Source organism: Parabacteroides timonensis (assembly GCF_900128505.1).
Lineage (GTDB): Bacteria > Bacteroidota > Bacteroidia > Bacteroidales > Tannerellaceae > Parabacteroides > Parabacteroides timonensis.
Genome location: NZ_LT669941.1, coordinates 2,379,452 through 2,397,272, shown reverse-complemented (window position 1 = coordinate 2,397,272; position 17,821 = coordinate 2,379,452). Strand labels below are relative to the sequence as shown.

Here is a 17,821-nt window from a genome sequence, read left to right as displayed (position 1 = left end):
TGTTATTTTATCGTATAAATCAGCGATACGGCGATGCGGGTGGGGCCGAAGAAGTCTTCGTGGCCGCTGCCCTGTTTGGCGCCGCAGGTCTCACAGTCGTATTTGTCGTATTCGAAGCCGAAGTAGCCCAGGCCCAGCTCCGCCTCCATCGCCCAGTGGCGGTTCCAGTTCCAGCGGTAGCCGTAGCCGATGCCCGCACCATACATGACGCCCTCGTGGCGGTAGTTCTTAAACGTGTCGCCCCCGATGCCGAAAGGCAGGTTGAGGCGGTTGGCGTTGAACTGCCCGCCGTGCAGGTGCACTCCCAGGAAATGCCCGTCGAAGCTGCGGTTGAACCAGCGGCGTGCTTCGGGTTGTATCATCCAGTGCTTCCATTTCTTGTCGTTTGCGAAGGTGAACGGGTTGTAGCTGCCCGCCAGGTCGAGCGTCCAGCGGTCGTCGAGGCGCAGCTCGGCAGACAGGTTGATAGTGGTTGTCGCCCAATAAAGGATATTGGTTTTGACAGCCAGCGTGGGGATTGTGTCCGTTTTTAGCGGTTCTTGCGCATGCAGGGTTGCCAGGCAATTTAGTAATATGAATAATAATAATTTTTTCATTTTGTTTCTGTTTTTAATGGGTTGATATACAGTGTAGATTGGCATGCCGAGAAAGAAGGGATGACTAAAAAAAATGTTCCTTTTTTTTAGTCATTGATTTTAGCCGAAATGTAAAAAGAAAGGAATATTAATAATTCTATTGTAAAAAGATGATATTCAGTATCTAATATATGATTGACAAGAAGAGAAGAATACTTACAAAAAATGACTAAAAAAAAGGAACGTTTTTTCTAGTCATGATTCTAATAGTGTATTTTGTGATATACTATGTGCTTCAATACTTATTGAATTTTCACAAAAATATATTTATTATTTAAAGGATATTCAAAATGAGGAATTTTGGTGTCACAAAAAGGAATTTTGGAACGTATTGAGGTCATTTTCTTTTTTTAAGAACGAGATGTAGCTGTTTTTCCGGTTGTCGGCTTGTTGGCGGGGTCAAATATTTCCCTTACATTTGTCTCAAAATGTATAATTGCTAATAAAATCGAAAACAAAAGATGAAGAAACTTATTGTTGCCAGCTTGATGTTGGCTTGTGCGTTCTCTGCAACAAATGTCGGAGCACAGGAAAAAGAGGGAGAAAAAGAAGAAGGTTTCATTTTTACGACCGTAAAGGAAAACCCGATTACATCCATTAAGAATCAGAACCGGGCAGGTACTTGCTGGTGCTACTCTACCATGGCTTTCCTGGAATCTGAATTGCTTCGTATGGGAAAGGGAGAATATGATCTTTCAGAGATGTTTACCGTTTACCACACTTATCAGGATCGTGCCGATATGGCTGTCCGTACTCATGGTGATGCTTCATTCTCGCAGGGTGGGTCTTTCTATGATGTGATTTACGGAATGGAAGCTTTTGGTTTGGTGCCGGAAGAAGAAATGCGCCCCGGGGTGATGTATAGCGATACATTGAGTAACCATGGAGAGTTGTCTGCCCTCACAGATGCTATGGTAGGTGCTATGGCCGGCGGTAAAGTAAAAAAATTCCAGTATGACGAGAATTACAACCTGTTGTGGAAAAAGGCTGTAGCTGCCGTACATGAAATCTATCTGGGAAAAGCTCCGGAAAAGTTTACTTATAAAGGAAAAGAATATACTCCGAAGTCATTTTATGAATCTACAGGATTAAAATCGTCGGATTATGTATCGTTGACTTCTTATACGCATCATCCGTTCTATACGCAATTTTCGCTGGAAATCCAGGATAACTGGCGTCACGCACTGTCTTACAACCTGCCGATCGACGAGTTCATGGAAGTGTTCGACAATGCGATCAATACAGGCTATACGATTGCCTGGGGATCCGACGTAAGTGAGTCAGGCTTTACCCGCGACGGTGTAGCTGTTATGCCTGACAACGAAAAGGTACAGGAACTGAGCGGATCGGACATGGCTCATTGGTTGAAGATGAAACCGGAAGAAAAGAAATTGAATACGAAACCGCAACCGCAGAAATGGTGTACGCAGGCAGAACGCCAGTTGGCTTATGATAACTGGGAAACTACTGACGACCACGGTATGCAGATTTATGGTATTGCCAAAGATCAGGAAGGAAACGAATATTACATGGTGAAAAACTCTTGGGGTACAGCCAACAAATATAACGGTATTTGGTATGCATCGAAAGCATTCGTACGCTACAAAACAATGAACATTGTCGTTCATAAAGATGCACTGCCTAAAGCTATTAAAGCTAAGTTAGGTATTAAATAATTCAATATATCCGAAAATAAAACGAAAAGAGGCATTCCCGGTAGGAGTTGGGGTGCCTCTTTTCTATTTATACAAAGATGTGCTTCTTTATGGAACGAGCGTCAGGGTGTAATTCAGATCTGATGCTGCTTTTTGTAATTCCTGATTCAATAGTGTCAAACTGTCGCCTTCTGCCTGGAAATAGAATGCCATGCTTCCATCGCTTGGGATCAATTCGTAAACGACAGCTTCTGAGTTGGCAGGTGTACCATGTTTTACCTGGCGTTTACCGGTAGAAGAGAATGTTTTATCCTGTCCGTTTTCTGCTTCCAGATAAGTGGCATCCATTTCGTAAACGCCATCTTCGCTATCTTGCTGATAATATAAAGTCAGGTCATAAACGATGCCGGGACCATCTGCAGCGGGGAATGTTCCCTTATATTTTTTCTGAATAACGGCTCCCTTTTTGGGATCAACTTTCAGTGAATCACGCATATTCACAGGCTTGGTTGTTTTTCCTGTTACTTCAGGCAAAGCCGGTGCGTCGGGTACTGCTTCTGCTACTGCGACACTTTCTTCCTCAATTAAAGCGGGTTCGGCTGTTTTCTTCCCGCTACATGCAGCTAATAAAGCCAGAGCTGCTACTGCGATAAAATACTTTTTCATTATTGTGCATTTTTATTAGTGACTTTGCCGTTATAACAAAAGTCCCCCTGCATTTTGTTTTGCAGGAGGACTTTTTTAACTATATAATGCGCTGTTTCTCACTTTTTATCCGGATTGTCCGGTTTCTGCTGGTACTCAGGCGGAATAGTAACCGCACTTCCGTCACGTTCTGCATAATAGTGGGGCGACATGATCTCTATACCTGCTTCATTGAATACATCCTGTATGTTCTGGTGCAGGTCTGAATAGATTTGCGACAGCCGGTCGGCATCCTTTATATAAGCATTTATCTGATAACAGGGATAATAGTCCTGTAACTCAGTTTCCAGCACGAACGGCTTCGGATGAGGCTGCACTCCCGGCGTAGAACGTGCCGCATCGATCAGTAGCTGATGAACCTGACGCCAGGGGATGTCGTAACCGATACTGACCGTCGAGTGGATGATCAGGCCGAACTGGCGGGCGGAGGCACTATAATTCACCGTATGTGACGACATGATGAATGAATTCGGGATCGTTACCACTTCGTTCTTGGGGGTACGGATACGGGTTACGAAAGGTGTCTTCTCGATTACATTTCCCGTTGTCTCGTTCAGTTTGATACGGTCGCCCAATTTAAACGGACGCATATAGGTAATAACCAGCCCGGCGATGATATTTCCGATTACCGTACTCGATCCGAGTGAAACGATCAGTCCGACAAAGACGGATATTCCCTGGAATACACCGGAGTCGGACCCCGGCAGATACGGATAGATCATTGCGATCATAAATGCATAAAGCAGGAAGCGTATGATATTGAAAGAAGGTTGTGCCCAGTCCGGATAAAATCCGGTAATCTTTAATTTTTCACTTTCAATCTCATTGGCTATGTATTGGATACCTTTGATGATATATTTTACACAGTAATAGATGACAACGATAATGAATAGGTTCGGAATGTATTCGATAACAGATTTCAGAACCATTTTGACTGGCTCCAGGATGTAGGAAAACAGTTTCATTGCCAGGTTCTCTGTCTGTGGAAAGATAGCGAACAGCATCGGTACACTGAACATAAGCTGTATCAACAGCACAATATAGCGTAAAATATTATTCAGGAATATGAGTATCCTGCCTTGCCGGTGGGTGTTGAGGAATTCATATTCACGTATGGTAATAGATTTGAGCTTGTTCTGTTTCAACCAGATGATCCGGCGGCGTAATTTCCTGAACAGGTAATTGGTCAGCTTGAATAAGAAATACTGAACGACCAGTACCAGGATGAATAGTGCCACCCGTTTGGTGACTTGAAGTATGCCGTGTTCCTTTTTCAGCGACAAGATCTTGTCGTTGACAATCGTCTGATATTTTTTAGCAAGCTCTTCTCTTTCTGTATTTTGCCATACGGCATCCTGGTCGGTGACACTTAGTATCACTTTTTCGCCATACATGATGTCTGTCTGGTATTCGCTGTGGAACAGACTTACGGAGTCTGTTTTCAGGCTGAGGTCTTTTCCTATTTTCTGGATCAGGTTTACGGCATTCTCCGCCCGGTCGTGTGCCGATACGCCTCCTCTCTTGGCATAAAAGGTGAGGAGGGTATCGTTGTCGATGACAAGCGGAACACCGGGAGTCAGTGTCCGAAGCGAGTCGATACTGCGGCGCTGTTCCTCTTTTTTCAGCGAGTCGGTCGTGATATGCCTATGCAATGCATCGTTCAACTCGTTCCGGAGCACTATCTCATTCAACTTCATCTCCTGCACCTGAAGCTCGAGTTCCTGCAGTCTGATAGAATCTAACCGGACCTTATCTTCAATTGCCGATGCAGAGTCGGCCGGGATTTCGTTCGTTTTATTATCTGTAATAACGGCGTTCAGTAATCCTTCTGCCTTTTCTCTGATCTGGGAGGTTCCCCGGGTCGGCACAAGGAATATGGCCGATATTACGGCAATGCATAATACCAAATGTTTCATAGTGTTTTTTACTCTATGCTTTAATTTAATCGTACTTATCTAGCTCCGGCCGGTAAATGTTTCAACCAGTAATCCGCCATGCTTTTCCGCAGGTGCATAGTAGTACCTTCGCGTTCGTAGATACTGTGGCTACGCATCGGATAACTGATCTGGCTGAAAATTTTTCCATGTTTGACCAGTTCGTCTACCAGCATTTCGCAATTCTGGTAATGTACGTTATCGTCGCCGGTTCCGTGTATCAATAGCAGGTTTCCTTTCAAACCATCCGTGTAACTGATGGGAGAGCCTTTGCGGTAACCTTCCGGGTTGTTTTGCGGAGTATTCATGTAACGTTCCTGGTAAACGGTATCATATAAACGTTGGTCGGCAACGAAGGCGATCGCAATACCGGTATGGAATACTTCCGGATAACGGAACATACAGTTCAGTGTCTGGCTACCGCCACCGCTCCATCCGTTGATACCGATGCGGGACAGGTCGATGAACGGATACTGCCGTCCCAGGTCTTGTATGCCTCGTGCCTGGTCTTCGGATGCGAATGTGCCGACTTCTCCATAGATGCATTTACGCCATTCGCGTCCGCGTGGTGCATTGGCTCCGCGGTTTTCGATGCTGACGTAGATATATCCCTGGTTAACCATATATTGGTTCCACAGGTCGCCGCCACCCCATACGTCCTGCACGGTCGATCCGGCCGGTTCGCCATAGACTTCGATGATCACCGGGTATTTCTTCGACGGGTCGAAGTCGACCGGTTTGATCATGCAGACATCCAGTTGCAGGTCGCCTGATTTTACTTTGACAAACTCTTTCGGGCTTAATCCCAGGGCGTCGTATTGTTCTTTAGCCTTTGCATTATCCTCAATGATACGTACGGACTGGTTCTTGGGGAATGAAACCATGTCGATCACCGGAGGGGTTACCGAATTGCTGTATGTATGTACGGCCCATTTTCCGGTCGGAGACATATTATAACGGTGTTGTCCCGGTTGGCTTTCAGGGCTCAGGCGTTTTACTTCACCTTTGCCGAACAGGTTTGCGCTGTACAGGTAACGTTGGGTATAGTTTTCCGGTGAAGCGATAAAATAAACCAAACCTTTCTGCAAATCGGTTCCTACCGGCTCGATATAATCGAAATCACCTTTTGTTACAGGAACGATTTCTTTTCCGTCACGGCTCACGCGATACAGGTGACGCCATCCGCTACGTTCGCTTTCCCAGGTAAAATATTGATTGTTTTTCAGCCACAGGATGTTATCGTTCGTATCCAGCCAGGCGGCATCTTTATCTGTAAAGATATTTTCCGGTGTGGCACTACCGATTTTGGCAACCCATACTTTATTGGTGTTCTGTTCCCTGTTCAACTGCTGGATGAACAGTTCGTTGCTTTCAGGAATGAAGTCCATGCGCGGAATGTAGTTGTTACGGGGATCTCCCGGAATGTTGATCCAGGTGGTCGTCCCTCCTTCTGCCGGGATATATCCTACTTTTACGGCTGAATTGGTAGTACCTGCTTTCGGATAGGGGAAATGCAGGATGGTGGGATAGATGGAGTCGACATTGTTGATGATATCGAATACACCGGTCCCTTCCGTATCACTCTGCCAGTAGGCTATGTATTTGCCGTCCGGGCTCCAGCGGAAACCGTCCCGGCAACTGAATTCTTCTTCATATACCCAGTCGAATGTACCGTTAACGATGGTTTGGCTTCCGTCGCTGGTCAACTGGGTTCTTTTACCGGAGTTTATATCTTCTACATAAAGATTGTTGTCGGAAACGTAGGCTACTCTTGTTCCGTCGGGGGAGAATTTGGCAAACATCATAGATGATTCGGGTAATCCTTTGCCCAGTTGGCGCAGGTTTCCGTCATGCAAGGAAAGCACCCAGTAATCGCCGCGGGTATCATATCGCCATACGCGTTTTGTATTATTATAGATCAATACTTTATCATTGTCGTTGCTCCACGATATTCTTCCCATGGCAATTTGCTTGCCGGTCGATTTATCTATGAACATAGTAGAAGGGATAATTACTTCGCGGGCATTGTCTTTGGCACGGTAAGCTACGACATCCATTCCTCCTTCTTGCTTGTTCTGTTCCAGACGGCTGTAACGCTCTCCGTCTTTCATCCAGTTCATGGCTCCGACGCCTTTGGTCTGAATCAGTTTACCACTCAGTACTTCTTCTAACTCCAATGATTTTTGTGCGGAACACAAATTGCTGCAACAAATAGTAATAGCGGCGGCAACAAAGAATTTATTTAGCTTCATTTGTATTTATTGTGTTTGTTTCTGTATATGCAAATAACGTAAAGTTCTTTGAGATAACAAAGCAGAAACTCTTTATTATTATCTTTGCGGCTTCAAAAGAATTTAATAATAAAATAAAATCGAAGAATGAGATCAATTTATGCAGTCGCATGTTCTGCGATGGTGATGTTGAGTGCGTTTACCGCTTGTAGTAATGACGATAACAACAGCTTTGAATTAACTCCGGAGCAAATAGCTCATTATGAAAAGAACCGTGAGTATATTCGTGAGAAGAAACAGGAGAAAGACGCTGATGGAAAATTGGTTTATGAACAATTGGTGAAGTATGGAGATACAACCCTGTATCGGGTCATTGACAGAAAAGCTGAAACACCTAAGTATCCGACCTCTAGCAGTAATTTGAATTTTGAGTTGGACGGGCATTTTATTGATGGGACAACGTTTCAGAATAAGATAAAGGAGAATTTTGTTGTAGGCAACCTGATAACAGGTTTGAAAGGAGTTATTCTTGAGACTTCGGTCGGTGATTCTATTGAAGCAATTTTACCTTCAACTTTAGCTTATGATTATCAGTTGGGTCAGGGAAATATTCCTTTCGGATCTACCCTGATATTTAACTATAGAGTGGAAGAAGCCAAGTAATTTCATACTTGCCAGCCGGTAAGATGTAATAAGCAAGAATGCCGCCTTCGGAAACTCCGTTGGCGGCATTCTTTTATAATAAAGAACTAATTAAGCATTAAGTACTTTTTTGAAGCGGGCAAGGAATTCTTTGGCTTCATCCATTGTCAGGCAAAGCGGCGGAAGCAAACGGATCGTATTTGTTCCGGCAACACCTGTAAAGACTTTCTCTTCGAACAGTAATTTACTACGTACTTCCTTGATGGATTCTTCGAATTCGATACCGATCATCAAACCACGGCCACGGATTTCTTTGATACCCGGCAATTTGTGTAATTCTTCGATCAGGAAGTTTCCTACTTTCGCTGCATTGTCGATCAATTTCTCATTTTCCATGATGTCTAATACTGCGATAGCAGCGGCACAAGCCAGATGATTACCTCCGAAAGTCGTTCCCAGCATACCGTAAACAGGCTTGAACATCGGGCTGATCAGCAATCCGCTCATCGGGAAACCGTTACCGATACCTTTGGCTACCGTGATCAGGTCGGGTTTAATATCTGCATATTGGTGAGCGAAGAATTTCCCGCTACGTCCGTAACCCGACTGAATTTCATCCAGGATCAGGCAAGCTTCATATTTGGTACACAAAGCACGCAACTCCTTCATAAAGTCGTCTGTCGGAAGCTGGATACCGCCGACACCCTGGATACCTTCGATGATAACGGAAGATACATCTCCTTTTTGCAGTTCTGCTTCAACAGCTATTGCATCGTTCAACGGCAGATAAGTAACAGCCAGGTCTTCGTTGACCGGAGCAATTATCTTCGGATTATCCGTTACGCGAACCGCTGCGGAAGTACGGCCGTGGAAAGCATGCTTGAAAGCAATTACCCGCTTTTTACCGTTATGGAATGAAGCCAGCTTCAAAGCATTTTCGTTAGCCTCGGCTCCGGAATTGATCAGGAAAAGAGAATAATCGTCATAACCGGAAGCTTTCCCCAGTTTGTCTGCCAGCTTTTGTTGCAAGCTATTGACAACCGAGTTGGAGTAGAATCCCAGTTTGTTCACCTGGTCGGTGATAGCAGCTACATAAGTAGGATGGCTATGACCGACGGAGATAACGGCATGTCCGCCATACAGGTCGAGGTATTCAGTCCCTTCCGCATCCCATACATGGCAGCCTTTTCCTTTTACTATTTCTATATTAAATAAAGGATATACGTCGAATAGTTTCATTTTGTCTTATTTAAAACGCTGACGGTTTAAGATGTAATCCTACAGTCTCTTCTAAACCGAACAGCAGGTTCATATTATGCACAGCCTGTCCGCTGGCGCCTTTCAACAAGTTGTCGATCATGGATATGACCAATAATTTGTTCTCATATTTCTGTAGATACAGGAGACACTTGTTTGTGTTTACCACCTGTTTCAGGTCCGGATTCTTATCTGTAATGAACGTGAAAGAATGATCGTCGTAATATTCTTCGTAAATACGTTTGATCTCTTCCAGGCTAACCTTACAGTCGATGTAAGTGGTGGCAAAAATACCACGGGAGAAATTACCCCTTACCGGTATGAAGTTGATACTGCTATCGAAACTATTCTGCAACTGGCGCAGGCTTTGTCCGATCTCTGCCAGATGCTGGTGAGTGAACGGCTTATAGATCGAAATGTTATCGTTTCGCCAGCTGAAATGAGAAGTCGACGAAGGCTTAACACCGGCTCCTGTCGATCCGGTGATCGCATTCACATGCAGCTCTGAATTCAACATCAGGTGTTTGGCTAGCGGCAAAACGGCTAGTTGGATACAGGTGGCAAAACAACCGGGGTTGGCAATGTGTCGGGAGTTGCAGATACGTCGTCGGTTCAGTTCGGGCAGACCGTAAACGAAATCGTGTTCGTCGCTTTCGATACGGTAATCCATGCTGAGGTCGATGATCTTCACGTTCTCAGGGACAGTATGGCTTTCCATGAATTTCTTTGTGTCGCCGTGGGCGGTACAGAAGAAAAGAAGGTCGATGCTGTTCAGGGGAAGTTCGGCGGTGAAACGCATATCGGTTTCTCCGAACAGGCCGCTATGAACGTCAGTGATCCGGTTCCCGGCGTTACTGGTACTATTCACAAATGTAATCTCGGCGTCCGGGTGATTAAGCAGCAAGCGAATCAGTTCGCCTGCCGTATATCCCGCACCACCTATAATTCCGATCTTGATCATATTTCTTCGTCCTTATGATTATTATAATAAACACGCAACGGTGTGGAAGTTACTTTGATAAAGCCTTTCGCATCTTCTGCCGTCCAGCCTTTCTGCATTTCGCCGTATTCACCGAATTTAGTCTTCACCAGGTCGTCTTTCGATTCAACACCGACAGTTGAGAATGAAAGCGGGCGGAGTTCGAGGATAGCCGTACCGTTTACGTTGCGCTGTGATTCCTGCAACATGGCTTCGATGTCACGCATAACCGGTTCCAGATACTGGCTTTCGTGCAGGAACATGCCGTACCAGTTGGCTACCTGGTCTTTCCAGTACTGCTGCCATTTGCTCAATGTATATTTTTCAAGGAAGCGGTGTGCACCGATGATCAGCATGGGAGCAGCAGCTTCAAAACCTACACGTCCCTTGATACCGATAATCGTGTCGCCTACGTGCATGTCGCGGCCGATACCGTAGGCTGCGCCGATCTCTTCTACTTTCTGGATAGCGGCGATCTTATCTTCGAATACTTCACCGTTTACAGCATGGATCTCTCCGTTCTTGAATTCGATACGTAATTCTTCGCTACCGGTCTTTTCCACTTGTTTCAGGTAAGCGTTTTCAGGTAAGCCCTGTGCTGAATCAAGGATTTCGCCTCCACAGATGGAAGTTCCCCAAAGACCTACATTATAAGAATATTTCAGTTTTGTAAAGTCGGCAACAAACCCATTTTCTTTCAGGTAGTTGATTTCGTAGTCACGAGTCAACGCCATATCACGTGTCAGGGTAATGATCTCTACATTCGGAGCCAGTACCATGAAAGTCATGTCGAAGCGGATCTGGTCGTTACCGGCACCGGTCGAACCGTGAGCGATAGCATCTGCACCGATTTCGTTTGCATAGCGGGCAATGGCTAATGCCTGGAAGATACGTTCTGAACTAACGGAAATAGGGTAGGTGCCGTTACGCAGTACATTACCGAATACCATATATTTCAGGCTCTTTTCGTAATATTCTTTAGTTACGTCGATTGTAACATATTTTGTTGCACCCAGTTTGTAGGCGTTTTCTTCGTTTTGCTTCAACTGCTCTTCGCTGAAACCACCAGTGTTAGCACAGGCCGCATATACTTCGTAACCCTTTTCTTTGGCAAGGTACATTACGGTAAAAGAGGTATCCAAACCTCCGCTGAATGCTACTACTACTTTCTTTTTCATTGTCTGTCTGTTTTATGGAGCTTGCACTGCCGTATGGGCGTTTCGCGAAACGCCCTTACCGGAAACCCCGTCTGTTTTATATTACTTTTACTTTTTTCTTTCTTCTGCTTCACGGGCGGCACGATGCGGGTCGGCCGGGTCGAACAGCATGGCTGTACAAATACAATATTTGCGGCCTGTACGTTCCAGGATGTCATGGTTTACGCAACCGTTGCAACCACGCCAGAATGATTCGTCGTCAGTCAGGTCGGCAAAAGTCACCGGTACATATCCCAGTTCCGTGTTCATTTTCATCACAGCCGCTCCTGATGTCAGGCTGAATATTTTCGCTTTCGGCCAACGCATACGAGCCAGCTGGAAGGTCATATCCTTAATCCGTTTGGCAATACCCAATCCACGGTAATCCGGATGAACGATTAACCCGGAAGTGGTGACGTATTGCTTATTTCCCCACGATTCTATATAACTGAAACCTGCAAACTTATCCCCTGCCAGCGCAATGACCGCTTTCCCTTCTATAATCTTTTGGGCCACGTATTCATGCGTACGCTTTGCGATACCGGTTCCGCGTACCTTGGCAGCGGCCTCTATTGTATCAAGAATTGTGTCGACATATACCTCATGAGAGGCATCAGCGATCATTACATCGATTTCTGTTTCCTGTTCCATTTCTTACTGCTTGTTCTTTGTCTACTTTGTTTATAAACGGAAGATCTCCAGTCTCCCTTATCGCCCTTATATAAAATGTGATAATGCTTTTACTATCCGGTCCCGGCTGATCCCTTCGCGGGGGATGATCAGGATCGTGTCGTCTCCGGCTATCGTTCCCAGTATTTCGTGAGGAGCGTGTGTGTCGATATCGGAAGCGATACCCATCGCATACCCCGGTCTTGTCTTTACAACTGCCAGATTTCCGGAAAATTCGATGTTGGGATGATGTTGTGTCTGGGGCTTTTTCGGCTGTATCAACGCTGAATAATCGGGCAGACAATATACATAATCGCCGTTTGCATCGTGTACTTTGGCTACTTTCAGTTGCTTTATGTCGCGCGACAAAGTAGCCTGTGTAACCTGAAATCCGCTGGCTTCCAATTCTTTAAGCAGCTCTTCCTGATTACATATTGTCCTTGTTTGTATGATGCGACAAATAGCGTCCAATCGTTCCTTCTTTGTACTCATGTTTGTATATTTATGCAAAACGGTTGCAAATATAACGGGAATAATTGAATATTTATACATAGTTGCGTTGTTTTTTTGCATAATTATTTATCCTATATATCTATTGAGCAAAAATGCCTTTGGAATTGTTCTATTCTTATAAAGAAATGATAATTTTGTATCGGTAAAAACTAAATGAGAGAGATGAAAAAGATTACAGGTTTATTAATGGCGGTATTTTTACTGCTGACTGGTTGTGGAAGTGTGCCTTTGACGGGAAGAAAGCAAGTACTGCTTGTTTCGGATCAGGAAGTGTTGTCATCGAGCCTGACGCAATATGGCGACTATATGAAATCGGCCACGAAATCTACTGATAAAGCTAAGAGTGAAATGGTTACCCGGGTAGGAAAGAAGATCGCGGCAGCAACTGAGGCTTATCTGAAAGCCAATGGAATGGAAAGCGAGATCAAGAATTTTCAATGGGAATTTAATCTGGTGAAAGACAACCAGGTGAATGCGTTCTGTATGCCGGGTGGAAAGATCGTGGTATATGAGGGCTTGCTTCCTTTGGTTGCATCGGATGACGAGTTGGCGGTCGTACTCGGTCACGAAGTGGCCCATGCCGTAGCCAAGCATAGCAACGAACGAATGAGCCAGCAGTTGATGACCCAATATGGTGCTGCTATCCTGGGACAGGCTGTAAGTGATAAAAGTGCAACTGTTCAGACACTGGCAAGCACAGTCTATGGAGTAGGGGCACAGTACGGCGTCATGCTGCCTTTCTCTCGCAAGCATGAGTCGGAAGCCGATTATATGGGACTGGTGTTTATGGCTATGGCAGGTTATAATCCGGAAGTGGCGGTTAACTTCTGGCAAAAAATGTCTGCCGGAAAAGGAGGCAGCACACCGGAGTTTATGAGTACTCACCCGAGTGATGCCACGCGTATAAACGATATTAAAAGATATCTTCCTGAGATAGAAAAGTACCGGACGAAGAAATAAGATAAGTAGAAATAAGATAAAAGGAATGGGGATTACACGGTGATCCCCATTTTTTTCATCAGGAAGCAAGCATTCATATTCTGTGCAACCCCTTCACGCAGTTGATACGAGAAGGTCAGCTCTTCATTTTTGATGTCTGCCTCAAAGCGGTAATTCTTTATCTGGGTAGGGAATTCCTTTTCCAGTTCGCCCAGTGCCAGGTCGTGGGTTGCGATAATTCCGCAAGTCTGGTAAGATACCAATTGCTTCATCAGGGCAAGCGATCCTTTTTGTTTGTCGATAGAGTTGGTTCCCTTTAATATCTCATCCAGGATAATAAATAGTTTTTCTCCCTGTTGCAAACGGTCGATGATCATCTTCAGGCGTTTCAGTTCGGCAAAGAAATAAGATTCGTTGCTGACAAGCGAGTCGGAAGTGCGTAGGCTGGTTACCATTTTAGCCGGATATACCGTCAGTGAATCGGCATAAACCGGAGCTCCGATACAAGCCAACAGATAATTTACTCCGACCGTACGTAGGTAGGTACTTTTACCAGCCATATTCGCCCCTGTGATAATCAGGAACCAGGGACTTTTCTCGATGGATATATCATTTCTCACACAAACGTCACGGCGAAGCAGCGGATGTCCTAACGATTTACCGCTCATCTTGAAATAAGTATCAGCTATCTCCGGATAGATGTATCCCGGGTGATTAAAGGCAAATCCTCCCAGCGAACTATAAGCGTCGAAGCGTCCCAACGCCTCAAACCAGTGAGGGATGTCTTCTGCATGTGTCTGTATCCAGTTCTCCAATCTCATTGCAGTCCGGGTATCGCGTAAGATAAAGACATTCAGAACAATTCCTATGAAACTGATTCGTTGGTCGAGAGCCCCTATACATTTGGATAGCTTCTTTAATGCTTTCGAGGCTGTCCCGTCTGCTCCTGCAAACTGTTTGCTTATATCCGAAAGTTCTGCCGATTTGAAAATATCGCCTTCTATACTTTTGATCAGTAGGGAATAGGTGGAAAGTATCATTTCCATTTTATTCACGGAATTGTGAAGCGCAGTGATTTGTTTGGTGCGCAGATTGGATAACAAGAATGCAAAAGCAAAGAATATTCCGAAAAAGGAAAAACTGATCAACTCCAATCCTATACCTATAAATATAGCTACCCAAATGGCCGGAATAATCCAGGTCAAGCATTTCCAAAGCGTACTGGTTATAAACGAAGGAGTATGATTCGTCAATGCAGTTAATGTATTGACATCTCCTTTCTCTTTAGGATATTGTCTGCCGGTGACAAAGAAATGTTGCCTTAGCTGGGTGAGTGAACTTAATTCCAGGATAGCCTCCTGGCGTTTTTTTATTTCCTCTTTGTCGGTAAGCGGGTCGATAAACCATTGGGTGAGTGTCTCTTTTCCAACCACTGTCACTGTCCGGTTGATCGACTGGAAGATAGAACGGTTGCCGAATAGGTCGAGATCCAGGCTGAAGGAATGATCGGCCGAACTCTTTTCCGGAGCTCCGTCGAAAGCACTGAAATCATAATCCAACGCCTTTAATTCGTCGTTGCACAATTGTACTAAAGTATCTGCGTACTCTTTCAGGTAAGACAAGTGCGTATGATAAACCATTAGTGCGATGAACGGGATAATGAACGATACGACCGCACTGGACAGCACTAACCAGCCTTCTGCTTTCAGTAGCCATATACTAGCAACAAGGCCGGCAACCAGCAACAAGCGGATTGTCCCGCATAAATGCATTTTCTTTCTCAGGCTATCCGAGCGGCGTTTATAAGCTGTAATAGTTTCGTTATAATATTGGTATACTTTTTCCATGTGGGCAAAGATATAAAAAATGAACATACCAGTTAAGAAATGGTTATTAATAAAAAGAAGGTTACCGAATGGACCATTATTCAGGCGATTTGGGAGAATTGTTTGGATAAAGGAATAGTACCTTTGCATTGTTTATAGGGTTTATATAATAATGTTTATGAAGAAAATAACATTGTCTCTGTTGGTTTTATTCATCACGGGTTTTGTAAAGGTTACAGCCCAGGTGCTTGTGAAAGATCCTAGGATGGAATATAATGCAGATAGCGTACGTGCCGTATTGGATAAAGCGCCTTATTTTTCACTGTTTAAGGATAACTATTTTATCGGTGGAACAACGATCGGTCATAAACCGACTGCTGCCAATTCGGATGTCAAGTTTCAGTTGAGTATAGCCCAGCGGTTAACCAAAAGTAAATTACCTTTCGATACGTATCTTTTTATCCAGTATACCCAGAAAGCCTTTTGGAATGTTTTCCAAAAATCTCTTCCTATGCGCGACCTGAATTTTAATCCGGGAATCGGTTTAGGCCATCTGATCATCCATCACAACAAATATATCGGTAAAGGATATCTGATGCTTGAACATGAGTCGAACGGGAAAGATAGCACGGCTTCCCGTAGCTGGAATAAGGTCACATTTGCAGCGGCCGTTGTCCTTAACAAGAACTGGGAAGCTCAGTTCAAAACATGGATACCGATCGTCGATGGAAAATATAATAAGGACTTACTGAAATATAACGGTATATTCCAGGTGGCAACGAATTTCCGGACAGACAATAAACGCTTTAACTGCGGAGTGATTCTGACGAAACGTAAAACATGGTTCAGCTTTAATACTCAGGTAGAGCTGAGCTATAAATTCAATAATAACGAAAACCAATATTTCTTCCTTCAATATTATAATGGCTACGGAGAGAATTTGCTGGAATATAATCAGTTCAAAAGCATGCTGAGGATCGGGTTTGTGATAAAGCCGCAGGATTTCAGTATATATTGAGAATCAGTTTTATATAATCCTTAATATTCTTCTTTCATTCATCTGCAAGCGTTACCGTGAAGGTTGCAGGTGTTTTGCCATGTCTTTTTCCCCACAATTTTTATCTGCGTGGGGAATTAATCCCACTCTAATGGGGAATACTACCCACTTGTATGGGGGATATTACCCATTTAAGTGGGGATTATAAGTAATAAAGGTCTAAAAAGTTTACAATTTCTTACCAATCGTATTGCTCTACATATTGGTCGAAAAGCGGATCAGTATGGATACCCTGACGGATAAAGATCATACGAATGATATTTTGTTCGTCAGGGGTAATTAATCGTTCTTTTTTCTGGATGCGATAAAGGGTTTCTTTACTGAATTTAGTATTCATTGCCCGTTTAATGGCAATAGCTTTGTTATGAGGCAGATCATCTAATAATTGAGTGATCCCCAAAGCGTACCTGTTCTTTTGGTCGGCTTTGAAAAAGGGACAGGTATCTGCTTGCGGTGTTGTGCAATCGGGGTTTACGATCGAAAAAGTGGTCTGTTCCGGTGTGAGCTGCTTCGAAACAAGATAACGCAGGCACTTCGTATAGTGCTTGCATTGCTCATTCAGGCAGTATGCAAAACTATAGGGGACGGATTCGTATTTAGGTGTAGGTTCCATTATGTATGTTTTGTTTAGTTAACCAAGCAAACATACGTTTTATTATTTAATTATACGAAGCTTGAAGAGAAAAAAAACATGCAAAGATTGTTTTTTAGGATTTGCGTGAAATAATCCGGATAAATGGATTGTAATGCTTTCTACTTTTATATATTTGTGAAAAACTAAATTAATTGAGCATGAGATTTAAGTTAACCTTACAAATACAACCGCATGTTTTAGGATATGAACTACCAATTAATTATCAGTATGAATTATCGGCTGCTATTTATCGAATATTAGCTCATAGTGATGAAAATTATTCATCTTGGCTGCATGAAAATGGCTTCGTTATTGGTGGTAAGCGTTTTAAACTATTTACTTTCTCTAATCTTATCATACCTCAATATAGAATAGATAAACAACGCCAACGTTTAGTTATAAAATCAGATATAATAGAATGGTTTATTAGCTTTTTACCGGAGAAAAGTACGCAACAATTTATTGAAGGCGTGTTTTGTCAACAAAGTTTCCATATTGCTGATAAGATATCTGGTGTAGAATTCCAAGTGCGTGAGGTGCAGGTCATGCCATCACTGGATTATCAGAAAGAAATATGTTTTGAGACTTTATCACCGGTTTGTGTTTCGATGCGTAAGGAGAACGGAAAGACGGAATATATTTCTCCTTCTGATCCATCGTATGTCACTGGTATTCTGACAGGTCTTTTGGCGCGTTACGAGGCTTATTATGGAAAAGAATATGACAGGGAGGTTTATTGTGACTTTATGGTGCTCGATGAACCGAAGTCTGTTTTAGTGAAAATAAAAGCCGGAACTCCGCAGCAAACATTTGTACGAGGATATCGGTACAAATTTAAAGTTAAGCTCCCGGAACCTTTGATGAAGATAGGCTATGAAAGTGGATGGGGGGAGAAAGGGGCGATTGGATTTGGGATGATTGGAGTATATATTTAAATTTACAATATAAA

General features: G+C 43.8%; 16 protein-coding genes. 5 read left to right on the top strand and 11 right to left on the bottom strand.

The window, feature by feature from the left end:
- Positions 1-2 precede the first annotated feature (2 nt).
- Entirely contained in the window at positions 3-596 is a 594-nt protein-coding gene (locus BQ7394_RS17225) for a DUF3575 domain-containing protein (RefSeq protein ID WP_075558556.1), read from the bottom strand.
- Between the two features lie 500 nt (positions 597-1,096).
- Between BQ7394_RS17225 and BQ7394_RS17220 the strand changes: the two genes are divergently transcribed.
- Entirely contained in the window at positions 1,097-2,311 is a 1,215-nt protein-coding gene (locus BQ7394_RS17220; RefSeq protein ID WP_075558555.1) for a C1 family peptidase, read from the top strand.
- A gap of 87 nt (positions 2,312-2,398) precedes the next feature.
- Here the strand turns inward: BQ7394_RS17220 and BQ7394_RS17215 are convergent, their stop codons facing one another.
- From BQ7394_RS17215 to BQ7394_RS17205, 3 genes are all read right to left on the bottom strand, one after another.
- The gene (locus BQ7394_RS17215) at positions 2,399-2,956 is read right to left on the bottom strand and encodes a copper resistance protein NlpE N-terminal domain-containing protein (protein ID WP_075558554.1); all 558 of its coding nucleotides are present in this window, start codon (positions 2,954-2,956) and stop codon (positions 2,399-2,401) included.
- Between the two features lie 98 nt (positions 2,957-3,054).
- The gene (locus BQ7394_RS17210; RefSeq protein ID WP_075558553.1) at positions 3,055-4,911 is read right to left on the bottom strand and encodes a mechanosensitive ion channel family protein; all 1,857 of its coding nucleotides are present in this window, start codon (positions 4,909-4,911) and stop codon (positions 3,055-3,057) included.
- 35 nt (positions 4,912-4,946) lie between these two features.
- On the bottom strand, positions 4,947-7,181 hold the full coding sequence (locus tag BQ7394_RS17205) for a S9 family peptidase (protein WP_075558552.1): 2,235 nt from the start codon (positions 7,179-7,181) through the stop codon (positions 4,947-4,949).
- Positions 7,182-7,307: 126 nt separating this feature from the next.
- On the opposite strand from BQ7394_RS17205, the gene BQ7394_RS17200 reads away from it, so the two are divergent.
- Entirely contained in the window at positions 7,308-7,823 is a 516-nt protein-coding gene (locus BQ7394_RS17200) for an FKBP-type peptidyl-prolyl cis-trans isomerase (RefSeq protein ID WP_075558551.1), read from the top strand.
- A 90-nt stretch (positions 7,824-7,913) separates the two neighbouring features.
- On the opposite strand, the gene BQ7394_RS17195 is transcribed toward BQ7394_RS17200, so the two are convergent.
- From BQ7394_RS17195 to argR, 5 genes are all read right to left on the bottom strand, one after another.
- On the bottom strand, positions 7,914-9,041 hold the full coding sequence (locus BQ7394_RS17195) for an aspartate aminotransferase family protein (protein WP_075558550.1): 1,128 nt from the start codon (positions 9,039-9,041) through the stop codon (positions 7,914-7,916).
- A gap of 10 nt (positions 9,042-9,051) precedes the next feature.
- Positions 9,052-10,020: an N-acetyl-gamma-glutamyl-phosphate reductase gene (gene argC / locus BQ7394_RS17190; protein ID WP_075558549.1), complete on the bottom strand. Its 969-nt coding sequence runs from the start codon at positions 10,018-10,020 to the stop codon at positions 9,052-9,054.
- Positions 10,017-11,216 (bottom strand): argininosuccinate synthase, encoded by a 1,200-nt coding sequence (locus tag BQ7394_RS17185; protein ID WP_075558548.1) that lies wholly within the window; start codon positions 11,214-11,216, stop codon positions 10,017-10,019. Before BQ7394_RS17185 ends, argC begins: the two co-directional genes overlap by 4 nt.
- Before the next feature lie 87 nt (positions 11,217-11,303).
- A complete protein-coding gene (locus BQ7394_RS17180) occupies positions 11,304-11,885 on the bottom strand; it encodes a GNAT family N-acetyltransferase (RefSeq protein WP_075558547.1) in 582 nt (193 codons plus the stop codon).
- Positions 11,886-11,951: 66 nt separating this feature from the next.
- Positions 11,952-12,395: an arginine repressor gene (argR, locus tag BQ7394_RS17175; protein WP_075560094.1), complete on the bottom strand. Its 444-nt coding sequence runs from the start codon at positions 12,393-12,395 to the stop codon at positions 11,952-11,954.
- Between the two features lie 183 nt (positions 12,396-12,578).
- On the opposite strand from argR, the gene BQ7394_RS17170 reads away from it, so the two are divergent.
- Positions 12,579-13,376 carry a M48 family metallopeptidase gene (locus BQ7394_RS17170; RefSeq protein ID WP_075560093.1) on the top strand — a complete coding sequence of 266 codons (798 nt, stop codon included), beginning with the start codon at positions 12,579-12,581 and terminating at the stop codon, positions 13,374-13,376.
- 32 nt (positions 13,377-13,408) lie between these two features.
- On the opposite strand, the gene BQ7394_RS17165 is transcribed toward BQ7394_RS17170, so the two are convergent.
- Positions 13,409-15,202, bottom strand: coding sequence for a MutS family DNA mismatch repair protein (locus BQ7394_RS17165; protein ID WP_075560092.1), 1,794 nt, complete (start codon positions 15,200-15,202; stop codon positions 13,409-13,411).
- Between the two features lie 157 nt (positions 15,203-15,359).
- On the opposite strand from BQ7394_RS17165, the gene BQ7394_RS17160 reads away from it, so the two are divergent.
- Positions 15,360-16,199, top strand: a complete 840-nt coding sequence (locus BQ7394_RS17160) for a phospholipase A (protein ID WP_075560091.1) — start codon at positions 15,360-15,362, stop codon at positions 16,197-16,199.
- A 217-nt stretch (positions 16,200-16,416) separates the two neighbouring features.
- Here BQ7394_RS17160 and BQ7394_RS17155 read toward each other — a convergent pair whose 3' ends face one another.
- On the bottom strand, positions 16,417-16,851 hold the full coding sequence (locus tag BQ7394_RS17155; RefSeq protein ID WP_075558546.1) for a DUF6078 family protein: 435 nt from the start codon (positions 16,849-16,851) through the stop codon (positions 16,417-16,419).
- A 179-nt stretch (positions 16,852-17,030) separates the two neighbouring features.
- Here BQ7394_RS17155 and cas6 point away from each other — a divergent pair, with 179 nt between their 5' ends.
- Positions 17,031-17,807 carry a CRISPR-associated endoribonuclease Cas6 gene (gene cas6 / locus BQ7394_RS17150; RefSeq protein WP_075558545.1) on the top strand — a complete coding sequence of 259 codons (777 nt, stop codon included), beginning with the start codon at positions 17,031-17,033 and terminating at the stop codon, positions 17,805-17,807.
- The last annotated feature ends 14 nt before the right edge of the window (positions 17,808-17,821 follow it).

Coding starts and splice junctions, on each gene's coding strand:
- argC (WP_075558549.1), bottom strand. CDS start 10,020: ATGATCAAGATCGGAATTATAGGTGGTGCGGGATATACGGCAGGCGAA.
- cas6 (WP_075558545.1), top strand. CDS start 17,031: ATGAGATTTAAGTTAACCTTACAAATACAACCGCATGTTTTAGGATAT.
- BQ7394_RS17185 (WP_075558548.1), bottom strand. CDS start 11,216: ATGAAAAAGAAAGTAGTAGTAGCATTCAGCGGAGGTTTGGATACCTCT.
- BQ7394_RS17205 (WP_075558552.1), bottom strand. CDS start 7,181: ATGAAGCTAAATAAATTCTTTGTTGCCGCCGCTATTACTATTTGTTGC.
- BQ7394_RS17225 (WP_075558556.1), bottom strand. CDS start 596: ATGAAAAAATTATTATTATTCATATTACTAAATTGCCTGGCAACCCTG.
- BQ7394_RS17195 (WP_075558550.1), bottom strand. CDS start 9,041: ATGAAACTATTCGACGTATATCCTTTATTTAATATAGAAATAGTAAAA.
- argR (WP_075560094.1), bottom strand. CDS start 12,395: ATGAGTACAAAGAAGGAACGATTGGACGCTATTTGTCGCATCATACAA.
- BQ7394_RS17200 (WP_075558551.1), top strand. CDS start 7,308: ATGAGATCAATTTATGCAGTCGCATGTTCTGCGATGGTGATGTTGAGT.
- BQ7394_RS17165 (WP_075560092.1), bottom strand. CDS start 15,202: ATGGAAAAAGTATACCAATATTATAACGAAACTATTACAGCTTATAAA.
- BQ7394_RS17155 (WP_075558546.1), bottom strand. CDS start 16,851: ATGGAACCTACACCTAAATACGAATCCGTCCCCTATAGTTTTGCATAC.
- BQ7394_RS17170 (WP_075560093.1), top strand. CDS start 12,579: ATGAAAAAGATTACAGGTTTATTAATGGCGGTATTTTTACTGCTGACT.
- BQ7394_RS17220 (WP_075558555.1), top strand. CDS start 1,097: ATGAAGAAACTTATTGTTGCCAGCTTGATGTTGGCTTGTGCGTTCTCT.
- BQ7394_RS17160 (WP_075560091.1), top strand. CDS start 15,360: ATGAAGAAAATAACATTGTCTCTGTTGGTTTTATTCATCACGGGTTTT.
- BQ7394_RS17210 (WP_075558553.1), bottom strand. CDS start 4,911: ATGAAACATTTGGTATTATGCATTGCCGTAATATCGGCCATATTCCTT.
- BQ7394_RS17215 (WP_075558554.1), bottom strand. CDS start 2,956: ATGAAAAAGTATTTTATCGCAGTAGCAGCTCTGGCTTTATTAGCTGCA.
- BQ7394_RS17180 (WP_075558547.1), bottom strand. CDS start 11,885: ATGGAACAGGAAACAGAAATCGATGTAATGATCGCTGATGCCTCTCAT.